At 69.2% G+C, this 26,797-nt stretch carries 19 protein-coding genes; 7 read left to right on the forward strand and 12 right to left on the reverse strand.

From position 1 onward, the window contains the following. Positions 1 to 8: 8 nt before the first annotated feature. The 3 genes from OV208_RS08140 to OV208_RS08150 form a co-directional block, all read right to left on the reverse strand. Positions 9 to 3,605, reverse strand: coding sequence for a VWD domain-containing protein (locus OV208_RS08140; protein WP_267573264.1), 3,597 nt, complete (start codon positions 3,603 to 3,605; stop codon positions 9 to 11). A 280-nt stretch (positions 3,606 to 3,885) separates the two neighbouring features. Then, positions 3,886 to 4,332 (reverse strand): hypothetical protein, encoded by a 447-nt coding sequence (locus tag OV208_RS08145; RefSeq protein WP_267573265.1) that lies wholly within the window; start codon positions 4,330 to 4,332, stop codon positions 3,886 to 3,888. A 205-nt stretch (positions 4,333 to 4,537) separates the two neighbouring features. Beyond that, positions 4,538 to 6,304, reverse strand: a complete 1,767-nt coding sequence (locus OV208_RS08150; protein ID WP_267573266.1) for a malectin domain-containing carbohydrate-binding protein — start codon at positions 6,302 to 6,304, stop codon at positions 4,538 to 4,540. A 98-nt stretch (positions 6,305 to 6,402) separates the two neighbouring features. On the opposite strand from OV208_RS08150, the gene OV208_RS08155 reads away from it, so the two are divergent. Further along, positions 6,403 to 7,281, forward strand: a complete 879-nt coding sequence (locus OV208_RS08155) for a LysR family transcriptional regulator (protein WP_267573436.1) — start codon at positions 6,403 to 6,405, stop codon at positions 7,279 to 7,281. Positions 7,282 to 7,420: 139 nt separating this feature from the next. On the opposite strand, the gene OV208_RS08160 is transcribed toward OV208_RS08155, so the two are convergent. Then, a complete protein-coding gene (locus OV208_RS08160) occupies positions 7,421 to 8,836 on the reverse strand; it encodes a cytochrome P450 (protein ID WP_267573267.1) in 1,416 nt (471 codons plus the stop codon). A gap of 20 nt (positions 8,837 to 8,856) precedes the next feature. Next, positions 8,857 to 10,887 carry a lipoxygenase family protein gene (locus tag OV208_RS08165; RefSeq protein WP_267573268.1) on the reverse strand — a complete coding sequence of 677 codons (2,031 nt, stop codon included), beginning with the start codon at positions 10,885 to 10,887 and terminating at the stop codon, positions 8,857 to 8,859. A gap of 165 nt (positions 10,888 to 11,052) precedes the next feature. Between OV208_RS08165 and OV208_RS08170 the strand changes: the two genes are divergently transcribed. Beyond that, complete coding sequence (locus OV208_RS08170; RefSeq protein WP_267573269.1) at positions 11,053 to 13,116, forward strand: lipoxygenase family protein; 2,064 nt, start codon at positions 11,053 to 11,055, stop codon at positions 13,114 to 13,116. 88 nt (positions 13,117 to 13,204) lie between these two features. Here OV208_RS08170 and OV208_RS08175 read toward each other — a convergent pair whose 3' ends face one another. After that, positions 13,205 to 14,098: a 1,4-dihydroxy-2-naphthoyl-CoA synthase gene (locus tag OV208_RS08175; protein WP_267573270.1), complete on the reverse strand. Its 894-nt coding sequence runs from the start codon at positions 14,096 to 14,098 to the stop codon at positions 13,205 to 13,207. A gap of 88 nt (positions 14,099 to 14,186) precedes the next feature. Here OV208_RS08175 and OV208_RS08180 point away from each other — a divergent pair, with 88 nt between their 5' ends. From OV208_RS08180 to nth, 3 genes are read left to right on the forward strand one after another with little or no spacing between them, the layout of a single operon-like run. After that, positions 14,187 to 14,504 carry a putative quinol monooxygenase gene (locus OV208_RS08180; protein ID WP_267573437.1) on the forward strand — a complete coding sequence of 106 codons (318 nt, stop codon included), beginning with the start codon at positions 14,187 to 14,189 and terminating at the stop codon, positions 14,502 to 14,504. A gap of 1 nt (position 14,505) precedes the next feature. Continuing rightward, on the forward strand, positions 14,506 to 15,672 hold the full coding sequence (locus tag OV208_RS08185; RefSeq protein ID WP_267573271.1) for an iron-containing alcohol dehydrogenase: 1,167 nt from the start codon (positions 14,506 to 14,508) through the stop codon (positions 15,670 to 15,672). Positions 15,673 to 15,682: 10 nt separating this feature from the next. After that, entirely contained in the window at positions 15,683 to 16,324 is a 642-nt protein-coding gene (gene nth / locus OV208_RS08190) for an endonuclease III (protein WP_267573272.1), read from the forward strand. A gap of 8 nt (positions 16,325 to 16,332) precedes the next feature. Here nth and OV208_RS08195 read toward each other — a convergent pair whose 3' ends face one another. From OV208_RS08195 to OV208_RS08210, 4 genes are all read right to left on the reverse strand, one after another. Next, positions 16,333 to 17,112, reverse strand: coding sequence for a tetratricopeptide repeat protein (locus OV208_RS08195; RefSeq protein ID WP_267573273.1), 780 nt, complete (start codon positions 17,110 to 17,112; stop codon positions 16,333 to 16,335). Between the two features lie 124 nt (positions 17,113 to 17,236). Beyond that, positions 17,237 to 17,587 (reverse strand): hypothetical protein, encoded by a 351-nt coding sequence (locus OV208_RS08200; RefSeq protein WP_267573274.1) that lies wholly within the window; start codon positions 17,585 to 17,587, stop codon positions 17,237 to 17,239. Between the two features lie 127 nt (positions 17,588 to 17,714). Next, a complete protein-coding gene (locus tag OV208_RS08205; RefSeq protein ID WP_267573275.1) occupies positions 17,715 to 18,740 on the reverse strand; it encodes an AraC family transcriptional regulator in 1,026 nt (341 codons plus the stop codon). A gap of 103 nt (positions 18,741 to 18,843) precedes the next feature. After that, positions 18,844 to 19,914: a hypothetical protein gene (locus OV208_RS08210; protein ID WP_267573276.1), complete on the reverse strand. Its 1,071-nt coding sequence runs from the start codon at positions 19,912 to 19,914 to the stop codon at positions 18,844 to 18,846. Between the two features lie 167 nt (positions 19,915 to 20,081). On the opposite strand from OV208_RS08210, the gene OV208_RS08215 reads away from it, so the two are divergent. After that, positions 20,082 to 21,746 (forward strand): M14 family metallopeptidase, encoded by a 1,665-nt coding sequence (locus tag OV208_RS08215; protein WP_267573277.1) that lies wholly within the window; start codon positions 20,082 to 20,084, stop codon positions 21,744 to 21,746. A gap of 184 nt (positions 21,747 to 21,930) precedes the next feature. Continuing rightward, the gene (locus OV208_RS08220) at positions 21,931 to 24,657 is read left to right on the forward strand and encodes a CHAT domain-containing protein (RefSeq protein ID WP_267573278.1); all 2,727 of its coding nucleotides are present in this window, start codon (positions 21,931 to 21,933) and stop codon (positions 24,655 to 24,657) included. A 34-nt stretch (positions 24,658 to 24,691) separates the two neighbouring features. Here OV208_RS08220 and OV208_RS08225 read toward each other — a convergent pair whose 3' ends face one another. Next, a complete protein-coding gene (locus tag OV208_RS08225) occupies positions 24,692 to 25,594 on the reverse strand; it encodes a hypothetical protein (RefSeq protein ID WP_267573279.1) in 903 nt (300 codons plus the stop codon). Beyond that, positions 25,591 to 26,430 carry a cupin-like domain-containing protein gene (locus OV208_RS08230; RefSeq protein WP_267573280.1) on the reverse strand — a complete coding sequence of 280 codons (840 nt, stop codon included), beginning with the start codon at positions 26,428 to 26,430 and terminating at the stop codon, positions 25,591 to 25,593. Before OV208_RS08230 ends, OV208_RS08225 begins: the two co-directional genes overlap by 4 nt. Positions 26,431 to 26,797 lie beyond the last annotated feature (367 nt).

Consider the following 26,797-nt stretch of genomic DNA (forward strand, 5'->3'; position numbering starts at 1 on the left):
GCTGGCCGCTACTTCGCGGTCAGACGCCAGGTCAGGCTCTCCGTGCTGCCGCCCTTGCCGTCCTCGGCGATGACCTTCCAGAAGTAATCCCTGCCGGACTCCAGCCTGACCGTCGTCGACAGCTCCTGAGTCGGCTTCGAAGCGCAGGCCTGGTAGGTGAAGCCAACATCCACGCTCCAGACGCAATGCCTGTAGCCGACGCTGTCCTCATCCTTGTCGTACGTGCCGTCCCACTTGAAGGAGACCAGCGAGGACTCGACGGCGTTGTCCTTCGGGCCCACCAGCTTCAGGACGCCGGGAGGAAGGTTGCCTTCGACCTTCAGGGCCGCCTCATACACCTTGACGAAGCCCGGCTCTCCCGTCGCGGCCACGTCCTGCGCGCAGTCGCGGCGGCGCTCGTCCGTCGTGACGGCCTTGCAGATCTGCTCGGCCTCCTCCAACGCGATCGGCTTCAGCGGCTCCTTGACCGGAATCCCGGGCGGCTGCTTGTTCACGCGGCACGACGTCGCCTTGTACTCCGGCCAGCTCTTGAGCGTGTACGACGCGGTGGAGTACCCGGACGCGTAGTCGAACAGTGACGTGTCCTTCGTCACCCGCCAGGCATCCTCGAACTTCTCATACAAGGCGATGTAGCGCTCATAGGGGTCCGTCGGGCGCTCTCCCAGGAGCGTGCCGTCGGGGAGCGCCGGCAACCAGTTGCCCGGAGCGATGGCGCCGAGCAGGCCTTCTGTCGCGCGGGCCTGCTGCACGCCGACGTTCATGTACCAGACCTGATAGTGCGCCCACCAATCGACGGTGAGGATGATGCGCGTCCCACCCGGGGCTTCAATCTGGAGTCCACCGCTCGCGGGCGTCGCGGTGATTCGTCCACCACCGGAGAGCAGGATCTCCGAGCCGAGCTGCGTGGGCTTGCCATCGATGCGCAGCTCCAGCAGCTCCGGCCGCTCGGCGTTCATCTGATACGTGATGCGGTGCGAGCCGACCCTCACCGCCACCGCCGTCGTCAGGCTCGCGCAGGCGGTCAACCCGGTGTGCGCGTCCGGCCCCACGGGCTGGTCCGTCTGGATGGGGGTGTGCCTCGCCTGGATTTCCAGCCCCGGGTCACGCAGGAGCACGAACTCGCCAGCGCCCTGGAAGTCGTAGCGCACGCCGTCGATCGTCGTGAGGTGCGGGTCTCCCCAGGTGGAGGGGTTCGCCCCCACGATCCAGCGACGGATCGTCTCGATGTCCACCTTGCTCAGCGGCGGCCCTCCACACGGCATCATGCCGAAGGGGCAGGTCTCCGTCGTGCGGGTGATGCGCTCGTACAGCGGGGCCGTCAGGCTGGTGGCCAGGGGCGCCGCGATGCCGTGCGGCTGCGTGAGCGGATTCACGCCAGGGCCGCTCTGGTCCTCGGCCAGGTTCAGGAAGGTCCCGTAGTTCGAATACGGCGGATAATCGAGCCCGCCGTGGCACTCGACGCAGGCCTTGTTGAAGATGCGCTGCACGTCCGTGTACGTCGGAACGGCCTCTGGCAGGGGCAGCGATGCAAGCGTCGCATTCACGGCCGGAATCAGGGCGGAACAGGCGAAGGGCGACGCGAGGCCCGCCACCGGCTCCGCCGTCAGATTGTTCTCGAGCGCCTGCTCGAGGGCGGTGTTGTACGAATCGAACACGTCGGCGAAGCCATAGGCCCGCGACCGACCCCGCACGCCCAGGGACCACTTGTCGACCGAGATGCCCAGCGGTTCGAGGAAGTAGCGGTACAGGGTCACCGGCGTCGTGTTGTCGTTGTAGATCTCGCGGTCGACGAAGATACCGCCCATGACCGTCGCGTCGGCACCGCCGGCATCGATTGGCCGGCGGAACACCTCGCGCCGCAACCGGGCGAACGAGTTGTCCGTTGAAGCGCTGGTCGTGGCGCCGTACTGCTGAACGAGGCCGTTCACCGGCGAGCTGGTCGCCAGATACACATCTCCAGTCCGGTCCAGGTTGTACCGCTGGATGTCCACCTTCCTGCGCGGCACGCTCTTGGTGCGCGAGTCCGTGTCGGCACGAAGGGCGTTGATGCCCATGCCGTTGCGCGCCGTGAAGAACGTGAGATCGAAGGTCAGGCTCGACGTGGTGCTCTCGACCCTGTTCATCGCCGCGTTGATGAAGAGGCAGCCCTTCGTGATGGCCAGGGCCACCGGACGCGGATCAACGTAGACGCTGCCGGTCGCCCAGCGGTGGCTCGCGACCTCGTCCGCGAGCCTGCGCTGGTTGAGGTTGCCGTCAAGACCTCCCAGGAGGTCGAACAGCTGGATGCCCCGCCCCTCGCCACCCCCTACCGCCGACGGGTGGAACAGCGTGACGAAGGTCCCTCCACGAATGACGGGCGTGGACGTGCCCGTGCCCAGGAGCCCGTTGAACGCGTACGCCGTCGAAATGGAGCCAACGGAGCCCACCGGGGCCGGCTCCGTCGTCACCGGAGGCGACGTGTCGAAGGTGAACCGGGGTGTGCCGTCATTCGCCCCGCCGCGGTAGCGGGTGATGATGTTGGCGTTGCCCCCGGGCAGTCCCGGGGGCTGCAACCGCAGTTGTTCGACCAGCTGGCGGATCGCGGGGCTGGTCCGCCACGTCCAGGGATTGAACAGCTTGCGGAACGCGGCTGTGTCCAGCGAGCCCTGATACAGCCGGTCCCGGTTGAACGGCAGCATGCCGCCCCAACTGTCATAGGGATCCCAGTTGGGCTTGTTCTTCGTCTTGATGACCCCCACCGGGAGGCCATCCGTGCCGGGGAGGCCCGTCCGGTTGAGCACGTTCCGGGTCGAGTGGCAGCTCGAGCACTTCGTGTCGTCCTTCTCGATGTGACGCGAGCGCGGCGGAATGCTGCCCATCGCCGGGATGGACTTCAGGATGATCTCATGGAAGCGGAAGTTCCGCGCGGCCTCATCCCACTGCATGTATTCAATGACATCCGGATGCGACCCCGGGTACGAGGCGCTCGGCACCGGTCCGATGGAGAAGACGGACTTCGCGTCCAGGCTGGAGAGCAGGATTCGAGGATGCTCCGCGGTCCCCGTCTGCAAGCTCTCCGAGCGAGACATCAGGATCGCGCTCTGCTTGTACTGGGCGGGCAGCGCGCTGATGAAGCGCGCCACGCTGTTGGTGTTCACATTGGCGGGGTCGCCCAGGTACGCCTCGATCTCCTCGGGCGTGATGGCGTTCGGGTTCGCGGCCACGAGCGGATTGACGGTACCGGCCGGCAGCAGGAAGACCGGCTTCACCGACCGCGCCAGACTCATGGGCAGCATACAGGTCAGCGCCGTCCCCGCGCAGTCCGGTGAGGACAGGGGATCCGCATCCACGTCGGTGTTCCAGCCGCCAAAGGTGGAGCCCCCGGTGGGCGCGGCCGTGAGCGTCACGGTGGCGGTCGCCGCATAGGGTTCGTCACAGTCACCGCCGGCACTGGTGCAACTGATTCCCGGCGCGGTGACCGTGCCCGTGCCAAGCCCCATCGTCATGACCTTGAGGGCGGCGGCTTCCGCCGTCAGCGAGAACAGCGAGGACGCGACGAGCAGTCCCCCGAGGCCCGGTCGCAGCTTCGCGTGGAATGAAGAGGAGATGAATCGTTTGAGCCTCATGCGTGACGCCCCCTGGGTACACCCATGCGACGGATGGGTGTGAGGCGTTGAGTGTAGACGCAGATGTCTCAGGAAACGAACGGCCCAGGGATGAAACACACGGCGGCATGCGGCATCACCAGACAGGTGATGTGACCTCCTGCGTCTCACGTGAACCATCCTGTGTTGCTTCCCAGGCCACGAACCCATACCGGGCGTTGCCTGGGAGGCAACCCTGGTCACTCACCACCGGCCCCTCCACCCGCGCCCGGCGCCGAGCGCCGGGAGCGACCGCGACAGGTCAGCAGCTGCAGGTGTTGAAGATGTTCTGGTATTGGTATTCGGTGTGCGTGTAGGTCCCCGCCTCGTTGAAGCACACGCGGTAGCTGGACTGCTGGTTGAAGCGGCCGAGATAGTTGTAGCGCCGGGCCGTCTCACCGATCGGGCAGGACGGGGCGGCGCCCTCGATTCCTCCACCACCGACGAGGGACTCGGGGTCGCCCTCCTTCGCGAACGGTTCACAAACCCAGTAGAAGCCACATGAAGTGGTGGCACCACAGGAGCTCGCGCCCGTGTTCGTCCAGCCGGACCAGGTACCACAGGAACCCAGTTCGGCCTCCGAAGTGGCCAGGGCCAGGGCCTCCTCGGCAGCGGCCTCCTCGGGCGTCATGGCTCCGCCACAGGCGGTCAACGCCAGACTCGTGCACACCAGGGCGACCGCGCGCAGCAGTGAGGTTCCAGGCTTCATGGACGACTCCTTGGTCCTGTGCAGGGCTTCGACATGAAGCCCGGCCTTCCGACCCCGAAATCATGCCAGCCAGGACATCCCAGTCAGAGCGGTCCAGACATGAAAGGCCTGTCCCACCTCCCTGGAGTATTGTCCAGCCAACATTTCCAGGCTCGCCGCGTCTGGACAGCCGGCGAGCCTGACTTCTGACTTTGAGGGTGGGCCCCTACGGGTTCAACACCTGCACGTGGGCCACCGACTTGCCCTGGTAGGTCCCCGGCCACGTGAAGAATGGCAGGCCCCGCTTGTCCGGGGAGAGAGAGAAGTACCCATCCGGCGTGCGGGCCACGGGGCCGGCACTCCCGCCCACGGTCGCCCACGTCGTGCCGTTCCATTTGCGCAGGTACATGGGAAAGGCCCTCGCGTCGGGCGTCTCCGGAAGTTCGGCCCACAGCAGCGTCACCTTGCCACTCGAGTCCGCGAACATCCGGGGCTGGCCGGTGGCCTGGCGTTGGATGCTCACGCCGCCGCCCAGGGCCACCCACGTGCCATTGTTCCAGCGGGCCACCCGCACCTCGGACCCTTCGTTCGCCGTCCCCGGAGGGTTGTACTGGTTCCAGGCCACGAAGATGACGCCCGCGTTCGACACGTAGACCTTGGGGGTATCCACCGTGGAGCCGGGGGTGATGGGCAGCCCGGCATCACTCAGCATCACCCAGTCGCCTCCGGTCCAATGCGCCACGCGCAGGTACCGGGTCATGGTCGGCTCGAAATCGAACTCCATCCAGGCCGCGACGGGTCCCCCGGCAGGATGGGCCGCCAGGCTCAGGTCGCGCAGGTAGTCATTCGAGGGCAGGCCCTGGGCGCTGGGATAGGACACCCAGGCCGACCCCGTCCAACGCCGGACGACGAGGCTGCTCTGCGAGAAGCCGCGGGCGACGAAGCCGAGGATGGGCTGTCCATCCGAGCCCCGCGCCAGCGCCTGGGACGTCTCGTCCGCCCCGGCCCCGTAGCCATCTCCCTTCTGGGGCGGCCCCAGCGGAACCCAGGCATTGCCGCTCCAACGCGAGACACTCAGTGTCTCAAAGGAATAGTAATCGTCGTGCGCCACGACTGGCGCGCCGCTGCCGTCCACGATGAATGCAAAGGATTGGGTGCGGGTGATGGGCGCGGGGGTTCCGCCCGGCACGTCCAACGCCGTCCAACTTCCAGTCCACGGAGACGTGGACAGGTCTCCGTCCCAGCGCTCCACCCGGAGGATGTTCTCGTTGCTGTAGAAGCCCGTCCGCTCCAGGTGGGCAGCATAGGGCCGCATCGTCGTGTCCATGGCCACCTGCGGCAGCGTCACGTCACCGCGGATGTAGAGGTCTCCCCGAGGATCGCCCAGAGGCTGCCAGGACACGGAGCTCACCTCGAAGGCGGACACGAGCGTCAGGCCCTGCAGCGGCAGGAACTCCATGGTGAGATTCCCCGAAGGCACTGGCACGTCGAAGACGGCCTGGTAGGCGGTCCGCGTGCCCACCTCCTTCGCGATGTCCACCTGGGGCAGGTAGACGTGCCCGTCCACCTTCACCTGGAAGACGCGCGCACCCGGGGACTCGGTGGGTTCGACCAGGAGCAGCTTCACCCGGTACACGCCCCGGTTGCCCCCCAGCCACACACTGTAGCGGGCCATGCCCTCCCGGGCGCTGTTGTAGAGCACATCCTCCGTCGTACCCTTCACGTCGCCGGTGAACTGGAGCGTGCGCCCCCCGACGAAGCCCAGGTCCGCGCTCCACGTGCGGCCCTGCGCGTCGGTCACCTCGGGGCCTCCGACGTTGACGCGAGCGAGCGACACCTCCGCCAGGGCCTCCTTCTGTTCGGCCAGCGCGGGCACGGCGGGGGATGGCGCGCCCCCCGGCGCGTCGGGAGGGGCACAGCCCGACGTCAGCGCAGTGACGCCCGCGAGCGTCGCGACGAGGGTACGGATGGCGAAGGGGAATGGGAACGGCATGGGTGCGTGCTCCGGTGGTGGGGTACGCGAACCAGCCTGCCCGCCCTGCCCTCCGGACCGCATGTCACAAATCGCGGGTCCATCTATAACGGTGGGTGATGATTCAAATCCAGCGGCTCGAGGGCTTCTATTGGGTGGCGCGCATGGGCGGCTACACGCGGGCGGTGCGCGCGTTCCCCTACCCCATCACCCAACCGGGCATCTATCAGCAGGTGAAGCGGCTCACGGAGGAGGTGGGCGTCGAGCTCTTCACCCGCGTGGGCAAGGACCGGATGGCGCTGACGCCCGCGGGGCGGGAGCTGTATGCCTTCGTGGCCCCGTTCCTGGAAGGGTTGCCCCAGGTGGCGCGCTCCCTGAAGACAGGCGAGCGCGGCGGGACGCTGCGCATCCATGCCTCCAACCTGGTGCTGCGGCATCTGCTGCCACCGTGGCTGGGCCGGCTGCGCGGCGAGCGTCCCGACATCCAGGTGCGGCTGTTCGAATCCGCGGCGCCCGAGCTGGCACGACTGCGATTGGGAGAGACGGACCTGCTGGTGGACCACCTGCCGGAGCTGCCGCACGACGTGGAATCGCGCGAGGTGGGCCGGGTGAAGGGCTTCATCGTGCTGCCTCGCGCCCACGCGCGGGCGCGCTCCAGGACCGTGCAGCTCAAGCAGTTGGAGGCGGAGCCCTTCATTGGCTACGGCTCCGACCATCACCTGCTGGACCTCCAACTGCGGGCCCTGGCCCTGCACGACGTCCATCCCCGGCAGGTGCATTCAGCGGACTCCGCGGAGAGCATCCTCGCCTTCGTGGCCGCGGGGCTGGGTTTCTCCCTGGTGCCGTCGTTCCAGCCCGAAGGGCCGCGCGCGGCCGGCGTGGTGGCCTGGCCACTGACGCGTCCGCGCGCGGAGTTTCCCATTCATGCCGTCTGGCTCAAGTCGCGCCAGCCCGCGCCCCTGGTGGCGGCGGCGATGGCGCTGGCCCCCGTGTCCTGACGAAGAAATCCGCCCGGGAGCCCCGGATGGAAGTGAAAGGTGTCGCAGATCGCGTCCGACACCTTCATGGACACCGGTCGCATCCCGTAGCGCTCACGGATGTCTGGCTTTCCGCTCGCCGGTCAGGGTCAGGGCGCCATCAAGCGGAGATGGCACCTACCGTCGGAGCGGCCCTTGCCTGGCGCGCGACGAGCTTCCCGGTGACGCCCTTGGGGAGCACCACGCCGAAGAAGAAGCCCTCCTCGAAGGGCTCCGTCGAATCGACCTGGGCCTTCGCGCGGGCGGCGATGGTCGCAATCGCCGTACGCAGGAACACCATCGCGAAGTCTCCGCCCACACACGCGCGCGGGCCCCGTCCGAACGGGAAGAAGTGGCCGCTGCCCAGCGGGTCGCGGGCCGCGCCACCGTCCAGCCAGCGCGCGGGGTTGTACGTGTCCGGCTCCGTCCAGTGGGCCGGGTCCCGGTGCAGGTGCTGGTTGGAGATCATGATCATCGCGCCCGCCGGCAGCGTGACGCCCGCGAGCTGCGCGTCCTTCGAAGGCGTGCGGGTGAAGACCCGGACCGCTGGCAGGAGGCGCAGGGATTCGAAGGCGCAGGCCTCCGCCCAGGGCGCCCGGCCCAGCTTCTCGAACGTCAGCGGCCCGTCCCCCAGCGAAGCGGCCTCCTCCGCGAGCCGCGCCTCGGCCTGGGGGTACTTCTGGAGCTGGTGGAACGCGCCCACCAACGTGACGCTGGCGGAGAAGGCGCCTCCGTAGAAGACGCCTCCCAGCAGGTGCGCCAACACCTGGTCATCAATCCCAGGCGTCTCGCGCAGCGTCCACGACATCACGTCCACGGCCTGGGGGTTCGGGTTCTTGCGCGCGGCGCGCACCCGGTCCGCGAACTGGCCATAGAAGCGCGCCTTCGCCTCTTCGAAGCCCTTGGGCGGAGAGACGAACTTCAACGGCATTTTCGCCTGGATCCGGGCATCCGCGCCCTTCGCCATCAGCATGAAGTCGTCGAACACGGAGGTCGGAAGCTTCTCCCCCACCGCCGCGACCGCGAAGGCGTCGAAGGTCAGCTTCCGCATCGCGGTGGTGTAGTCGATGGAGGGCTCCTTCAGCAGGGCCTCCACGGATTCGACGACGGACCGGTGCATCGGCTCCACCTGCGCGGCCAGCCACTTCGGAGACCACGGCTGCTCCATGGGCTCCAGCTTGCGCTTCTGGGCCCAGTCCCCGCTCAGCTTCGCGATGAAGACCGTGTCGTCCGTCACCGTGGGCCGGACCTGCTCGCTGATGTTTCCCTTCTCGAACTCCATCCGGCGGGGGGACTCCAGCACCTCCGCGATGACCGCGGGGTCGTTGAGCACCACGCCGGGGCTGGGCCCCATCCAGATGAGCGTGACACCGCCGTACTCGCGGCCATACCGCGCGCAGACATCCCAGGGCTGGGGCCCCAGGAAGTCGCCCGCGGTGCCGAGCACGCCGGGCTGCGGCCCGGGGAGTGAAGCGAAGGGCTTGCGCCTGGAACCGAAGAACAGGTTGAACAGGCCACGAGAAAGCAGGTTGGGCATGGGCATCTTCTCCAGACGTCTCAGACGGTGATGCCGCAGGGGATCCGGTCGGACTGCAGGACCGTGTAGGGCACTTCGCACTTCTCGTTGCGAGCCTTCACCGCGTCGCGCTGGGCGCGCAGTCGGGCGTGGAAGCGATCACGGAGGGCGAGCACCTCCGGCTCCTGGAAGTACTCCTCGTACCAGCCGCCCTCGTGGAGCAGGTACTCCTCGTCGTCACCGAAGCTGGAGAGCGCGCGACCGATGGAGACCTGCCAGAGCATCTGCGACTTGGAGGGAATCATCTCCACGATGTCATCCGGCCCGATGAGGCCCTTCTTCGTCGGGGGCGCCTTGCGCATGCACAGGGGCGCGTTCGGCACGAAGGCGTAGTGTTCGTACTGGAGGTAGTTCACCGCCGCGTGCTGGACGCTGACCGTGAAGAGGACGGTGGTGAGGATGTCCACCAGGTCCGCGACGCGCTTCAGCTCCGTGCAGGGCAGCTTCTCCACGGGCATGCCGTGCGAGATGAGGTCGGCCCACCAGCGCTGCATCTCGACGTCATTCACGAGGTCCGCGTCGGACTTGTAGAAGTGCCCGAGCACCCCGCCGATGTATTCCTCGAACGCGTCCCACAAGGGCAGCGCGTCGTCCCGGTAGGGGTAGTGCGGAAGCACCGCCGCGTCCAGCACCCCGCGGCGCTCGATGTCCTGGCGCGGCCTGTTGTCCGTCAGCTTCCAGCGCTGGTAGCCCTTCTTGCCCAGGAACACGTGGCCTTTGTCGGGGCCGCCGGTGGCGATGATGTCGTCGAACACGCCGCCCTCGGCGAGCAGGCCCTTCCGGGCGCCCTCGTTGATGGCGAGCGTGTAGCGGAAGTGGCGGCGCAGCAGCTTGTAGACGGGGTGCGGATCCGGGAGGTTGCGCATCGTCGCCATGACGAACGGCTCCGCGATGAAGTGCGTCCGCAGCGCGTGCCCCACCATCTGGTGCGTGTTGCCCTCGCTGCACCGGACGTAGATCTTCGCGGCCAGCCAGTCGTACTGACTGTCATTGGGTGTGAACACCGGATCCTTCTCCGGGTCGCGTCCCAGCTGGATGGCGATGGGACGCAGGTGCCGGGTGTCATCCAGGAACAGCAGGCAGCGGGACGCGGGCGACCAGCGCCGCTCCTCGACGCCCTTCTCGTCCACCTTCTTGAACATGGGCACGTCGTCCAGGATCTCGAAGTCGAGCAGGAACACGCGCTTCGCCGCCAGGGCCTGGGCCAGCGAGAGGCCCGGTGACAGCAGACCGTTGAGGTCGCCGTCCGCGAGCGGGAGGCCCTCGGGCAGCGCGGTGATGGACTGGATGTGGACGGGGGTGATGCCCTGGACCGCCTGCCGGGCGAACTCGTAGTCGTCCTTCCAGCGGTTGGCGAGCTGGGGAAGTTCGATGCCCTTGAAGAAGTCGAAGATGTCCACCAGGCCGTTCCAGGCCTTGTTCAGCAGGGGCATGTGCAGCTTGATGGCCGCCAGCGTCTTCGCGATGACGACCTCGTAGCTGCCATCCACGAGGCCCCGGTAGAGTTCGTCCTTCGGGAGCGGTCGCGTGTCGCTGATGTCGAGCGCGCCGGGCAACCCGGCCGTGGCTTCGGGCGCGCGCCAGCCGTACATCCGCTGACGGGCCTGGAGCTGCGCCGTGCGGGCGGACGCCGCGCGCTCGTGCGCCACCTGATGCGCCAGCCGCGCCGTGCCTTCGAGGACCTCCGCGGTCGACTTGCCCAGCACCCAGCGGTGGTGGGGGAAGAACCAGTGCTTCGCTCCGGCGGTGACGCGGACCGTGTCGAGGAGCCAGTCGCTCGCGACCCCGTTGCCGGTGTTCGAGAATCGGAGAAGGAGCAGCTCGCCCAGGTCACGGGTCTGGACCGTGTAGGAGTCCTCCGAGCCGGCCTCGAAGTCGTTGTGGAAGCGCTTGTCCAGCGGGTGTGAGTCGCTTTCACCCTGCGTTCCGACCAGCACGACGGAGATGTTGGCGTTGGTTCCCGCGCCGAGCCGCGAGTTCGTGCGAATCGTTAGCGTGTAATCGACAGTCATGGAATCCCCCACTAGCACGGATGGCTGACGGTAAGACGCAAAAGCGGACCGGACAAGCCGTGGTACCCTCTGGGGTGCGATGGCACCCGCCCCCAACAGCTTCTGTCACGAACCTGAATCCACGATGCCCTTCCGGGCAATGTCTTTCATTGAGGCCCGCCGCCCATGAGCACTGTCTGGCGCCGCCTCATCTCGTCCCTGGGTCTCAAGTCCCGAAGCGACGAAGCCGACCTCCTGGAGCCGGACGAGCTGGCCCGGTGGTACTCGGGGCTCGACCTGAAGCAGCGGCTGGCGGTGAGCCGGAACCTGGCTTCGCGCGTGCGCGCGCCTCGTGCGTCGAGGGATCCGGCCACCCTGCCCGCCGTCGCCACCGGACGCCTCGTCTTCGAGCAGGACGGTCCCCAGGGTCCCATCGCGCTGCACCATCTCAAGGTGGAGTTGTGGGACCGGGACTTCGGCACGCCGGACGACTTCCTGGGCGAGGGCTTCACGGATGCGACAGGGGCCTTCTCCCTCCGCTATGACCCCGCCGACGCGGGGGAAGGCGACCTGCCGGACCTGGAGCTTCGCTTCTTCGAACCCCAGCACACGTTCCGCAAGGACGGGCGCGTGGTGGAGACGTGGAGGCGCATCGGTTCGGAGCGAGGTCCGGATGACCACGGGGGGCTCCAGTATGACTTCGGCACGGTCCGGGTGCCCTACTGGGAATACGATCCTGCGACGCCCCTGGCGCGGTTGCTCGTCGTGGAGGAAGGCACGCCGCCCACGGCGTATGCGCCGGGGCGTTCGCTGGCGATGCTGAAGGCTGTCGCGCCCATTGAGCTCATCAAGCGGCAGCACCAGTTCCAGGGTCGGCTGGGGCAGGCTCCGAGTCTGGCGAAGATCCAGTCGGATTATCCGGAGTCGACGACAGCTCGGATGGAGCGGGAGTCGCCGGGCTCCACCCGGAGTGATGCGTATTTTGGCGAACGCCTGCTCAACGGAATGTTCTCCAGTGTCATGGACCGGGACCCGGAAGTCCCTGGGGATGCCCAGGCGTTCCGGCTGTATCTGCCGTGGAATGCCTATGAGCAGGACGGCCTCCACTGCCTGCCGGATGTCGACGTGCGGCTGCGGCTGGTGGAGGGCAGGCTGCTGCCCGTGCGCATCATCCTGGGGATGCGGGAGCCCGGAGCGACGGCGCCCGGTTCACCCGTGACACGGCGGACCTTCACGCCCGCGGACGGCGCGGACTGGGAGGCGGCCAAGCGGATGGCTCGGGTGAGCGCGACGCTGGACGTGGAGCTGGGCAATCACCTGGGGCAGTGCCACTTCAACGTGGAACAGTATGCCATTGCCGCGCACCGGAACCTGCGACGCAATCCCTTGCGCTGGCTGCTGATGCCCCACCTGCGGGAAGTGGTGTTGATCAACCACTCGGCCAACGGGTTCCTGGTGGGGTCGACTGGATACATCACGCGCTCCAGTGCCTTGACCGAGCGGGGTATCAACCAGCGGCTGGAACACCTGATGGGCAGCTATGACTGGAAGGGGTTCGCGCCCGCGACGCCTGTCTGTGAAGGACACCGGTATGCAAAGGCCGGACAGCTCTTCTGGCGACTGCTCGGGGAGCACGTCGACGCGTTCTTCGCGGAACACGGCACGGAACTGGAGGCGCAGTGGCACGAGGTGCGCCGGTTCTCGGACGACCTCGTGGCGCACTCGGTGCCTGCCTTCGTGTGTCGTTATCTAAGGGCGAAGGTGCCGGGGAAGGATGCGCCGTGGTTCGTGCGCTCGGAGCGCATGGACCTGGATGAGAAGGCCACAGAGCCACCTCCCAAGGCGGTCAGCGCGGTGACACGGACGGATGTTCCCCAGCCCGGCGAGGTGGAGGCGCTGAAGAACCTCTGCCGCTACGTCATCTTCTTCGCGACCTTCCGGCACGCCTGGGCGAACAACCTCCAGTGGGAGGATGCGGGCGAGGTGCTGTATTCGTGTCTGGGGCTCCGCTGGGGCAAGGGAGGCGCGCTGTCGACGGAGGCGGACCTGGACGTGGCGCCGAAGCCGGACGAGGCGACGGAGATGCTGTGGATCTCCTGGATGCTGTCCAAGACGAACTACGGGTTCATCCTCTCCAATGAAGAAGAGGACGTGCATCCCCGTCTGCTGGAGTTGCTGCGGGCCCACGCTGCGGAGTTCTCAGCGCTGGGTTTGGACGTCCGGACGGTCAGTTCCCGCATCAACATCTGAAGCGTCTGTCCATGAATGGCCCGTATGAGCCATTCATGGGGAAATGGGCGGCAAAGAGTCTCCAGCCCAATTCCCAGAACAACCGCCCTCAGTACGTCCAGGGGAAGCGCTTGAAGTCGCGCTTCCGCTTCTGGACAAACGCATCCCGTCCCTCCTGCGCCTCCTCCGTGCCGTAGCCCAGACGCGTGGCCTCTCCCGCGAAGAGCTGCTGGCCCACGAGCCCGTCGTCCGGCAGGTTGAAGGCATACTTCAGCATCTTGATGGCCGTGGGGCTCTTGGTATTGATTTCCGCCGCCCACTCCAGCGCGACCTTCTCCAGGTTCGCGTGCGGCACCGACGCGTTGATGGCATTCATCTGGAACGCCTCGTCCGCCGTGTAGGACTGTCCCAGGAAGAAGATCTCCCGCGCCCGCTTCTGCCCCACCTGCCGCGCCAGCAGCGCGGACCCGTAACCGGCGTCGAAGCTCGCCACGTCCGCGTCCGTCTGCTTGAACATGCCGTGCTCCTTGCTCGCGATGGTCATGTCACACACGACATGCAAGCTGTGCCCGCCTCCCGCCGTCCAGCCCGGCACCACCGCGATCACCACCTTGGGCAGGAAGCGGATCTGCCGCTGCACCTCCAGGATGTGCAACCGCCCCAGCCGCGCCGGATCCCCCGCATCCTCACCGGGCTCGTACTTGTAGCCGTCCTTGCCCCGGATGCGCTGGTCTCCCCCCGAGCAGAACGCCCACCCGCCGTCCTTCGGCGAGGGCCCGTTGCCCGTGAGCAGCACCACGCCCACGTCCGTCATGAACCGCGTGGCCTCCAGCGCCCGGGCCAGCTCGTCCACCGTCTTCGGACGGAACGCGTTGCGCACCTCCGGCCGGTTGAACGCGATGCGCACCGTGCCCTGATCCACCGCGCGGTGGAAGGTGATGTCCTTGAACTTGAAGCCTTCCACCGGCTGCCAGCGGGACGCGTCGAAGAGGTCCGAGACCATGCGCAGTCTTGCTCCAAAAATGAGGGAGTGAACGGGGCGGCACCCTACCAGTTTCCCGCTCGAAGACGCCCGCGCTACCGTGCGCGCCATGCCCACGAGCCTGCTCGTCGTCCATGTCCACGTGCACGTGCTGCCCCAGCACGTCGAAGCCTTCCTCCAGGCCACCCTCGCCAACGCCAGCGCCAGCGTGAAGGAGCCCGGCATCGCCCGCTTCGACGTGTGCCAGGACACCGAGGACCCCACCCGCTTCGTCCTCGTCGAGGCCTACCGCTCCCCCGACGCGCCCGCCGCCCACAAGGAGACCGCCCACTACCTCACGTGGCGCGACACCGTCACCCCCATGATGGCCGAGCCCCGCGCCGCCCGCCGCTACGCCAACCGATTCCCCGACGACGCGGGCTGGTGACATGCCCCCCGCAAGCTTCGAGTTCGCCACCGCTAACCGCGTCCTCTTCGGCCCCGGCCGCCTCGCCGAGGTCCCCGACCTGGTGCGCGCCCTGGGCGGACAGAAGGTCCTGCTCGTCACCGGCACCAACCCCGCCCGCGCCGAACCCGTCCGCGCCGCACTCGAACGCCTGGGCATCACCTCCGCCTCCTTCCGCGTCTCAGGCGAGCCCACCGTCGACACCGCACGCGAAGGCACCACCGTCGCCGTGGAGGCCCGCTGTGACGCCGTCGTCGCCCTCGGCGGTGGCAGCGCGCTCGACGCGGGCAAGGCCATCGCCGCGCTCGCCGCCAACGGGGGCGACCCGCTCGACTACCTGGAGGTCATCGGACGTGGACAGGCCCTGACGAAGCCGCCGCTTCCGTTCGTGGCCATTCCCACCACCGCGGGCACCGGCTCGGAAGTGACGCGCAACGCGGTGCTGGGCTCCAAGGAGGCCGGCGTGAAGGCCAGCCTCCGCAGCCCGCTGATGCTGCCCCGCGTGGCCCTGGTGGACCCCGACCTGCTGGAGCATGCCCCGTCGGACGTGCTCGCCGCGGGCGGCCTGGACGCGCTGTCCCAGCTCATCGAACCCTTCGTGTCCGTCCGTGCTCAGCCGCTCACGGATGCGCTCGCGCGGGAAGGGATGCAGCGCTCGGCGCGCTCGCTGCGCAAGGCGGTGCTCCACGGCCCCGGCCCCACGGAGCGCGAGGACCTGGCCATCGCCAGCCTCTTCGGCGGACTGTGCCTCGCCAACTCGGGCCTGGGCGCGGTGCATGGCTTCGCGGCGCCGCTGGGCGGGATGCTGGGCGCGGCCCATGGGGCGCTGTGCGCCGCGCTGCTCGGGGCCACGCTGGAGGTGAACCTGGACGCCCTGCGCGCACGGGCTCCGGAGCACCCCGCCCTGCCCCGCTTCCGTGAGCTGGCCGTGCTGCTCACCGGCCAGCCGGAAGCTCGCGCCGAGGACGGCATCGCCTGGGTGAAGGACCTGGTCCAGGCCCTGCGCATCCGGGGCCTGCGCTCCATGGGCCTTGACGATGCGGACGTGCCCGGACTCGTGTCCAAGGCCCGCGCCGCCAGCAGCATGAAGGGCAATCCGCTGCCACTCACCGATGCGGAGTTGACGACGCTCGTTGAACGGTCGATGTGAGGGACCTCCCATGAAAGCCGCTGAGAAGATCCCCGTGGTGCTCGAACGCCTGCGCGAGAAGTTCCCCGACGCGAAGTACGAGCTGAACTGGAACACGCCCTACGAGCTGCTCGTGGCCACCATCCTGGCCGCGCAGTGCACCGACGAGCGCGTCAACCGCGTCACCGCCACGCTGTTCCAGAAGTATCCCGGCGGCCCCCAGGACCTCGCGGACGCCGACACCGCGGAGCTGGAGGAGGACCTCAAGCCCACCGGCTTCTACAAGCAGAAGACCAAGACGGTGCAGGCCATGAGCCGCGCGCTGCTCGACGACTTCAAGGGCCAGGTGCCCTCCCGCATGGAGGACCTGGTGAAGCTGCCCGGCGTCGCGCGCAAGACGGCCAACGTGGTGCTCAACACCGCCTTCCAGCAGGCCTCCGGCATCATCGTGGACACCCACGTGGCCCGCGTCAGCCAGCGGCTGGGCCTGACGAAGCAGGAGAAGCCAGAGGCCATCGAGGGCGACCTCATGAAGCTCGTGCCCAGGGACGACTGGACCTTCTTCGGCCCCGCCGTGGTGCTGCACGGCCGCTACACCTGCATCGCCCGCAAGCCGAAGTGCGACGAGTGCCTGCTCAACGACGTGTGCCCGAAGCTGGGCGTGGCCGCATAAGGCCCGCGTCACATGTGCGCGAGCACCATCAGCGCCACGATCCAATCCATCCCGACCTGGAGGACCGTGTACGTGGAGCCGTCGAACGACGTGCCCAGGCCCGCGGCGAAGTGACCGATGGACCCCGCGAAGACCTTGAAACCCACCTCCGCGCCCAGGTTGAGGGGGGCGCCATGGCGCTCAAGGTTGGGGCCCACCAGCACCCGGGCGTAGGGCGCTGCCCAGTTCGTCAGGAAGTGCTGGTAGCCCACGGTGGCGTTCAGCGACGACTCCGAACCGAAGGAGATGTTGGCCCCCAGGGTCAGCCGTCGCGCGCCCAGCCCCATGGGCTGCACGTTCACATCCAGCGAGCCGCCCAGGCCTCCCTGCCACGGGATGCGCCAGCCGAGCGCGAACTCCACCGTCGACTTGTCGAGCCCGAGCGCCTCCCAGCGCAGCCGCGACGCCCCCGCGACATCGCCGCGCGCTTCCCGGAGATCCGCGAGCGCCAGCGCGCCCTCCTCCGAGTTCTCCTCGTAGACCTTGCGCAGCGGCGGCTCCGCGCCTTCCAGGTCGCCCTGAGCCATCCGGGACTTGCCCTGGGTCATGCACGCGGACGTCGACCCCATCGCGCACGCCAGCCCGAAGGCCCGGTCCGCCTCCTCCATCCGGTGGTCCACCGTGAGCTGCTGTCCCCACGTCTCGCACGCCGACGCGCTTCCGCCGTTGCACCGCTCTTCCAGCGTGGGGATGTGCGTGTTCCCGCCGCCCCCCGTCGTCACGCACGCCACCGTCAACAGGCACGGCAACAGGCACAGCCAGCGACCAGGGGACGCAAGGGGACCACGGGGGGCTGAAGCCACGTCCATGGTCGACATTCAAACACAACGCGGAGACACCGTGGGTGTCGACACAGCGCGTCTCGCGCGTGTTTCAGCGCTCTTCGAGCGGGCCCTCCCCGTCGTTGATGACGCCCGGGTGGCGACCGATGTCCGGTCCATCCCCGCTGCGCTCGTCGGCCTTCTGCTCCTCGGAGGCCGTGTCCCCCGAACCGCCCACACCCTCGCGGAAGCCTTGGGCGGCCTCACGGCTGGACTCGCGGAGGCTCTCCGCGGCCTTGCCCGCGCCGTGCTTGACGTCCTTCGCGGCCTCGCCCACCTCCTGTCCCACCTGACGGGCGTTCTCGTTGACGGATTGCTGCTGGCGCTCATTGCAGCCCGCCGCGAACCCCACCGTTCCGATAACTCCCAGCACGACGAGCCCATTGAACCGGCGTGTCCACATGGTGGTCTCCTTGGAAGGGGCCCCGGGTCCATGGCGGGCCCTGCCCTCAGGCGCAAACGTAGGCACGGCCGCTTCCAGGCGGAGTCCCGATTCCCGCCCCTCGGGGACCCGGGCCGACGCCTGCCTGTCAGCCCCCTGAGGCCCTGGCCCTGCGGAAGGCTTCCGGAGACGTGCGCCACCAGCGCTTGAAGGCGCGGTGGAAGGCCGCAGGATCCGCGTACCCCAGGAGGAAGGACACCTCCGCGATGGACATGCGCCGCTGCAGGTAGCCCTGGGACAGCTCGCGGCGCAGGGACTCCACGATGCCCGCGTACGTGTAGCCCTCCGTCGCCAGCTGGCGCTGCAACGTCCGGGGCGGCATGCGCAGGGCCCGGGCCACGGCGACGAAGGAGAAGTCGCCTCCCGCCAGCGTCCGGCGCACCTGCTCACGCACCCGTCCGACCAGGGTGTCCACCCCGGGCAGCCGCTCCACGACGCGGCGGGCCTGGTGTTCGAACACGGCGTGGAGCAGCGCGTCCGCGTGGACGAAGGGCCGGTCCGCGTCCTCGTGGGAGAACTCCAGGTCGCTGGCCGGCGCGTTGAACTCCAGCGCACAGCCGAAGAGGGCTTCGTGTTCGCCCACGTTCCCGGGGGGCGCGTGGGAGAAGCGCGCTCGCAGCGGGCGGACATCCGCGCCAGTGAAGATGCGCACGCCCTGGGCCAGTTGCGCCAGCGCCACCTCCGTGAGGTGCCGGTGCGCGGGACGCCAGGACGGGCCCACCGGGGTGAAGCGCATGCGCACGCCCCGGGAGGTGTCCTCCACGAGGAAGCGCTCGCCGTCGCCCCACACGCGCTGGTAGCGACAGCCGCGCTCCATGGCCTCGCGCAGGTGGGCGCTGGTGAGGATGACGAGCGACGCGGGATCATCCGCGTCCATCACGTCCATGCCCGCCATGTGCAGCCCCAGGTTGTCATCCCCGGTGAGGGCCACCGCCCGCTCCAGCAGGTCGTCCAGGAGGGCGTAGGGGATGCGAGATTCGGGGTCGTCCAGGTCCGCCCACCGCAGCCCCACGTCCAGGCAGAGCTGTTCGGCGGGCACGCCCCGCTTCACCGCCGCGAGCAGTCCCTGCCGGGCCAGGCGGGCGGAGAGCGAAGGGGGAGCGGAGGGCGCCACGGCCGGGACGCTAGCGACGCGGTGGCGCGGGCGGCAAGCCGTTCTGTCGCGCACGGACAGTGCACCGAACACGTTCGGGCGGCACCTTGCCTTTGAAGGTCCGTCAGTGGCCGGTGTCTTCCGGCGAGTCCGAATAGGGCTCATCCCCGCCGTGGTCATCCACGGGGTCCTGGGGCTCGTCCGGGACATCGACCACCGCGTCGTTGTTGTCCGGATCCAGCTCCACCTCCCCGTCCGCGTCGACCGCTTCCGCGGGCCCCTGGATTCCTTCGGGCTTGTCGAACTTGAAGCCAGGGTTCACTTCGTCCACGTCATCCGCGCAACCGGACTCGCTCAGGGCCAGCCGCAACACCTTCACCTGATTCCAGTGCTGATCCTTGTTGAAGAGGATGGTGTCCGTCACGGTCTCCGACCCTCCTGGCGGCAGGCTGAAGTCCCCCACGGACGACTCCTCCAGGTGGCAGGAGCACCCGTCATCCGCATAGGCCCGAAGGCACGCCATCCCCGACGCACGCCGGCCACCGAGGTTCTTCACCGTGTAGGTGATGAGGTAGTCGCCCGCGGCCACATCGTGGCGCAACCGGACGTTGGACACCTCGAAGTCCGCGGGCTGCGACGTCTCCAGATCGCGGGGCCTGGGGAAGACCTCCGGAACGGGCCGACCGGTGGGCAGGAGGTGCGCCAGCTCGCTGCTCGCCTCGGGTGAGCGCTGCTGGCAGTACTTGTTCGTCGTGAACAGCCGCACCGACCGGGTTTGCTTCCAGAACGCGGCCGTCACGAGCGCGCGGTCCTCGAACGTGTCGAACGTGCCGCCCTTCACGCTGATGGCCCCCAGCCGCAGCGCCTCGATGACCGCGCCCCTGTCATCGTGCAGCCACAGGCATGCATCGCCGCGCCCCTGCACCGTGCCCGGGTTGGTGAGCGTGTAGGTCACCGACACGCGCTCGCCGTCGTGCGCGAGCTTCACGTCCGAGAATCGCAGCGGCCGGCTCACCTTCGCGACCACCCCTTCGGCTCCAGCGTCGGGCACGGCCGCGGCCGCCACCACGCCCGCGTCGACAACGACCGCGGGGGCCACGGCCTCTTCCTTCTTGCAGCCCGTCCCCCACACCGCCGCGCACGCCAACGCGAGCACCGCCAGGGTCGGTCCGCGTCGCTTGTCACTCCGAATCATGAAGACCCCCTCGCAAAGCCGTCCGGCCGGTCTCATACGGGACACCGCCACGACGCGGCAAGCCAGCCCCCTGGCGCGGGCACTCCGGACGCGAATGCCGGTTCCTCCGCACCCGCGCACGCGCGTGCTTGACGCCGCATGCGGGGGGCGCTCGGATGCGCGCACCTATGCCCATCCCCCAGCTGCGTACCCGCGCGGAAGCCACCGACTACCAGGAAACCTCCCGCAGCGCCGACGTGGTCGCCTTCATCGACACGCTCGTCGGCCAGACGAAGCTCGCGAAGCGCGTGGACTTCGGCCAGAGCGGCGAGGGCCAGCCGCTCATCTCCCTGGTCATCAGCGACCGCAACTGCTTCACGCCGGAGCTGGCGCAGAAGCAGAAGAAGATCATCGTGATGGTGGAGGCCAACATCCACGCCGGTGAGGTGGAGGGCAAGGAGACGCTGCTGGGGCTCGCGCGCGACCTCACCCTCACGCCGCTGGGCAAGAAGCTGCTCGACAAGCTCTGCCTCGTCTTCGTCCCCAACTTCAACCCGGACGGCAATGATCGCATCAGCCCGGGAAACCGCGCGCTCGACCTGAAGAACCTGGAGGGCCAGGTGAACCCGCCGGGCGGCGTGGGCACGCGCTACACGGGCGAGGGCTGGAACCTCAACCGCGACAACATGAAGCAGGAGGCCCCGGAGACGCGCTCGCTCGCGAAGCTGTACCAGGCGTGGTGGCCGCACCTCTTCGTGGACTGCCACACCACCGACGGCAGCATCCACGCGTTCGACCTGACCTTCGACATCCCGCACGGCAACGCGGAGCTCTTCCACCTGTCGCGCGACTACAACCGCGAGCTGGCCGAGCGCGTGTCCGCCGCGGTGAAGAAGAAGCACGGCTTCGACAGCTTCTGGTACGGCAACTTCCTCAAGGAAGGCGACCCGCGCTCCGGCTGGCACACCTACCCCGCGCTGCCCCGCTTCGGCAGCCACTACCGGGGCCTGCTGGGCCGGCTGGACGTGCTGCTGGAGACGTACAGCTACATCGACTTCCCGCGCCGCTGCGCCGTCATCCGCGCGTGGGTGCTGGAGCTCATCCGTGACGCCGCCCGCTACGCCAAGGACTACCGCACCGCCACCTCCTTCGAGGAGTCGGCCATCATCGCGCGCGGCAAGTCGCCCGACGTGAAGGACCTGGTCGGCATCAACTACGGCGTCCCGCACCGCAACGCGGAAGGCGCGCTGGTGTTCGACTACCCGGCCTACGTGCTGGGCAAGGACATCGCCACCATCAACTCCTTCGACGAGGCCAGCATCGAGGGCCGCCGCTACCCGGGCAAGCGCCGCAAGGCCTACAAGTCGCCGCACTACCGCACCTTCGTGCCCACCCACGCGGTGAGCACCCCGTCCGCGTACCTGGTGCCCGCGTCGCTCGCGGCCCGGCTGGAAGGCCACGGCATCCACTTCGAGAAGCTCGCCACCGCGCAGCGCTTCCAGGTGGACAGCTACCGCATCGCCCGCCGCGAGCAGACCTTCAGCCCGGACGTGGCCGCCAACGTGCCCGCGCCGGGAGAGAACGAGGTCCCGCTCAGCCAGAAGCCCAAGCCCGTGCGCTTCGAAACCATCCTCACCGTGGCCGCCGAGCGCTCCGAGCGCGAGTTCCCCGCCGGCACCCTCAAGGTCCCCACCGACCAGCGCACCGGAACGCTCGCCACCTACCTGCTGGAGCCGCACTCGGACGACGGCTTCTGCCGCTGGCAGTTCCTCGATGACAGCCTCACGGTGGGCGAGCTGTACCCCATCCACCGGGTCGTGGAGGCCACGCGCGCACCCCTGAAGGTGGAGTAACCCGTCCGGGCACAAACGAACGGCCGTTCTGTCGTTTATCCCCCGGGTCTGTCGGGCCCGGGGGTATTGGCCGTAGACTGTCTGTCGTTTGGACCCGCGGAGACAGGCGGGGGCACGCGGGAGGCCCCGGATGACTGGCATGCAGCAGACGCCCCAAGGCACACGCCGTTCGGGGGGCACAGGCGTGAAGCGCGCGGCCTTCGCGGTGGGCCTTGTGCTCAGCGGTGCCCTGGGTTTCGCGGGCGTGCGCGCCTGGAAGCAGCACGCACCGGCGCTGGACTCCCAGGCCCTGTGGCGGTCGAAGCTGCCCACCCGCCCCCTGGAAGTCCGGCTGACCCTGCCCGCGGCGGACCGGCACCGCCCCTATGCGCCACCGCGCACGCCGGACACCCTGGCCCGTCCGGTGCCGCTGGGGCCGCTGTCCGGGTTGGAGGAGCGTGGCGACGCGCACGGGGTCGCGGTCAGCTACCTGCTGCATGGCGACACGGAGCAGGCGCTCGCGCACCTCTCGCGCACCCCGCCCTCGCAGGATCGGGACAGTGATCAGGCCGCCGCCCTCTTCCTGCGCGGCCGGCACGACGAAGCCCTGACGCTGATGGACGCCACGCTCGAAGCGGCGCCCGACCACCCGCAGGCGCGTTGGAACCGCGCGGTGCTGACGCGCGATCTGGGCCTGCCCCTCGTCGCCGCCGCCACCTTCGAACAGGTGGCCGCGAAGCAGGAGGCCGGCTGGAGCGACGAGGCTCGCGAGCAGGCCCGGAGCCTGCGCGCCCGGCTCCAGGCGCGGGCCGACGCCTGGCGGGCCACCCGCGAGGCCTTCCTCACCCGGCTGCGCACGCCCGACGCGCCCCTGCCGGTGGACGCCGCGGGCCGCTTCCCGGGCCTCGCGCGCGAGCAGTTCTACGACCTGCTGATGTCCGCGGAGGACACAGCGCACGTGATGGCGCTGCTGCCGCTCGCGAAGGTGTTGGACCATGCGTCCGGAGACACCTCGCTGGAGGCGACCGTGCAGCGGGTGTCCGCGCTGGACTTCACGCGCCGGGCGCCCTTCGCGCGCGAGTACGCGCGGCTGGTGCAGGAAGAACACCCCGCCCCCGCGGACCTCATCGGGCGCCTGCGCCAGGACGACACGGCCCGCGACCTGCTCCTGGGCGCGCTCCTGCGCACGCCGGGCGTCGCGCGCACGCAGGAGGAGTTGCAGGCCCTGACGCGCGGTGTGAGGGACCCGTGGATCCTCTCGCGCGTGGCGCAGGAGGGGGCGCGCCTGGATGACCTCGCGGGACAGGGGGCCCAGGCCGGAGACCGGCTGCGCGCGGCGCTGGCAGAGTGCCGCGCGCGCAAGCTACCCCTGCGCTGCGTGGACCTGCTCACGCGCCTGAGCCAGCGCGCGACCGCGTCCAACCGGCTGGTGGAGGGAGAGGAGGCCGCGCGCGCCGCATGGCAGGAGGCCGCCGCGCTGGGCGAATGGGAGCGCGAAGGCGCGGCGCTGGTGATGCTGGCCAACGCGACGCGCTTCCAGGTGCGCATCGCGCTGTCGCGCGCCTACCTGTTCGAATCCCTGGCCCGGCAGCCGGAGGACTGCGGGGTGCGCACGCAGACGCACCGCAACCTGGCCTCGCTGGCGCTGATGCGCTTCCGCCCGCGGGAGGCCCGGCAGGAGCTGGAGGAATCCCTGGCGTGCGGACAGACGCCCGGGCTGCAGGGGGCGTGGATCCTCGCGGACCTCGCGCGGTTGGATCCCCGGCCGTCCGACGAAGCGCGCCTCCGGGCGGAGCTGGCGCGGGTGACGCCGTTGCAGGAGAACGCGGGCCGGCGCGTGCTGGCCACGCTCATCGCGGGGCGCTTCGCGGTGGACCGCGACTGGCGCGCCGGACAGAAGGAGCTGCGCCGCGCCATCACGGAAGCGGAGCCGCTCTTGCGCATCAACGCGGACGCGAAGGACGCCCGGGTGGTGGCCTACCGGACGCTGGCGGTGAGCGCGGGTCACGCGGGCGCCTTCCCCGAGGCCCTGGACGTGGTGGCCGAAAGCCTCCAGGTGCCCGTGCCGGAGGGCTGCGTGCTGGCCGCCGCGGTGGAGGACGAGCGCACGGTGACGGTGGTCCGGGGGCTCCAGGGCCAGATTCGGGGCCACTACGACGCCACGCGCACGCGGCCCCTGCGCGACGACCTGACGGGGCTGGTGCCCGGGGAGCTGGTGGACCTGCTGCGCGACTGTCCCCGCGTGTCGGTGCTGGCCGCGCCGCCGCTGGACAGCCGCTCCGGCATCCTTCCGCCGGACCTCGCCTGGAGCTACCGCGTGGGCACGGGCGCCCATGGACCGCCTCCGGCGAAGCCCCCGATGCATGTCGTGGTGTCGGACGTGGAGCCGCCGGCCTCGTTGCGGCTGGCGCGCCTGCCGTCCGCGGCGGAAGTGGACCTGGAGGGAGCGCAGCGCCTGCTGCGCCTCAAGGGCACGCAGGCCACGCCCGAGCGCGTGCTGGAAGCGATGGAGCAGGCCACCGACATCGACATCCACGCGCACGGCGTGGTGGACCGCGCGCTGTCGGACGCCACGATCATCGCGCTGTCGCCGCAGCAGGACGGCCACTACGCGCTCACCGCGGAGGAGCTGCGCCGCCGGCACTTCCATGGCGCGCCGCTGGTGGTGCTGGGAGCGTGCAGCGCGGCCCGCCTCTCGCCGCTCCTGCACCAGACGTCCTCGCTGCCCCAGGCCTTCGTCGCCTCGGGCGCGAGGGCCGTCTTCGCGGCCACGGCGGACATCCCCAACGACGCGGGCGCGTTCTTCCGCGCGGTGCGCGAGCGCATCCAGGCGGGCACGGAGCCCTCACAGGCCCTGCGCGCCGAACGGCTCGACTGGCATCAGCAGCAGCCCGGCATGCGCTGGGTGGACAAGGTGCTGCTGTACCAGTAGCGCCGCGGCGCACGAGGCTCCGCGAGCCGTCCGCTCAGTCCCGGGGCGGCAGCGCAGAAGGCAGCGGCTCCGCGTCGGAATCCCACGTCACGTTCGGCTCCGGCAGCGCGAACGCCTCGAACGAGACGGCGACCCCGCCCTCCGCGGCCTTGAAGCCGTACCACCACCCCACCGGCAGCAGCAGCAGCTCCCCGGGCGACAGCTCCACGTCCAGGCGCAGCGGCGTGTCCGCGCCCTCCGATGACGACGCCACGCGCCGCAACTCGAAGGCTGGGATGAGCTGGAGCTGGCGCACCCCCTGCACCTGGGCCAGCAACACATTGCGCCGCGACGCCCGCAGCGGAACCTCCGTCCCCACGGGCTCCCACCACAGGCGGGGTTCGCACGCGCGCACGTCCTCCGCCGCGAGTCCCCGGGGCGTGGACAGCCCCCGCGCCAGCGACTCCAGCCGTGCATCCTCGAACAGCGGCACGCAGCACGCGTGCCGGGCCTCCCGTTCGCCCAACCGCTCCGCCACAGGGGCCGCAGTCCACTCGCGCGAGGACAGCGAGGCCGCCCAGCCATCGCGCAGCACCACGGGCAGGTTCTGGAAGTAGTAGCGCTCGAAGAACGCGGCGGGCGTCAGCGCGTCATGCCGGTCCACCCGGGGCGGCCCGCCCGTCTGCTGGAACAGCTCCGCGTACACATCCAGCAGGCCCTCCAGCTTGCGCTGCATCCCCACCGCGCGAAGGGCCCCCGCGACGAAGGGCTCCTGCTGCTCCGCCTCCACCGCGCGACGCGCCTGCTCCGCTGGCACCCCTGCCTTCTCCAACGCCGTCACCAGCTCGCTCGCCGACGTGCCGCGCAGCAGGTTCTCCACCAGCCACCGCCGCCACTCGGGCGCCAGCGGCGAGCCGCCCTCCACTTCCACTCCGCGCGCCGGACTCACGGGACTCATCGGTGTTCCTCCTGGGGCGTGGCCCCCAGCCAGCCCTCACGCCAGCAGGTGTTGAGGCCGGGGGTCTGCTCGAAGCTCACGAACGTCACGGACAGGCTCGCGTCCAGCGCGCGCAGCGCATGCCACCAGCCCACGGGAATGAAGAGCGTGTCCCCGGGCCCCACCTCCACCGTGTGCAGGGCCACGCGGGCGAAGTCCGGGAAGCGCGCGGTGTCTGGCGCGAGCACGTCCACCGCGCTGTAGAAGCCGCGCTCGTTCGCCATCCACGGCGTCTCCCACGACGGAGCCAGCCACACCTGCTTGCGGCCCCACACCTGACAGAAGAGGACGTTGAGGTGATCATGGTGCAGGTTGGACAGCGTCCCCGCGGGCCCCAGCCACAGGTGCACGCGGTCGGGCCCCACCAGGTCCGGTTGGATGTACCCCTCCGGCGCACGCAGGTCCTCCAGCAGCGGTCGGAAGGCTTCGCGCAAGAGCAGGCTGTTGCGCGCCACCAGATACATGTCGTTCGTGGGCGCACCCTCGAAGCGTGCCAGCAATTCGCGCAAAGGCACGTCACGGCGCAGGCGCTCCGCATGGAAGTCAGGCATTGCCTGTGATTCACGTCCCGCCATCACCTCCACCGTTTCATCACCGAAGCGCTCCGCCATCCACGCGGGCGTCCACCGCTTCATCGCGGGCCAGTCCTCCAACAGCCCTTCAATGACGACCGGCCGGTTGCGCCGGTAGTAATCGGTGAAGAACTCCGCTGGAGACAGACGCTGGCGCCGCTCCACCTGGAGGTCCTTGCGCGCTTGTCGTTGCAGCGCCGACCGCGCCGCGAGCAGTGATTCCAAGGCATTCAAACGCGTCGCGTGGGTCCGACCTCCGACCACCGCGGGATGTGTCTCGGCTTCGCGAAGCGTTTCCCAGACAACTTCTGGCGCCATTCCAGACGCCTCCAACACGGCCCCGAGCCTCGCGGAAGAAACCCCACGCACAAGGTTCTGCGCGAGCCACGTATTCACTACAGGGGGGACAATTGATTTCACAGTCGGCCCCCCCGTGTCGGGCTGAACCTGTTGGGTTGTCCACATCCACCTAGAGCGGACTCCATGACCCCTCCTTCGTTCTCTCACAAGATCGTCCCGAATCCCCCGCCGCCCCTCCCGCCCCACGACTTGAAGAAGGGAGATCCGGTCCCGCGCGCGAACTCCGTGCCGC

Origin of the sequence: Corallococcus sp. bb12-1 (genome assembly GCF_026626765.1) — a bacterium.
GTDB classification, from domain to species: Bacteria; Myxococcota; Myxococcia; order Myxococcales; family Myxococcaceae; genus Corallococcus; species Corallococcus terminator.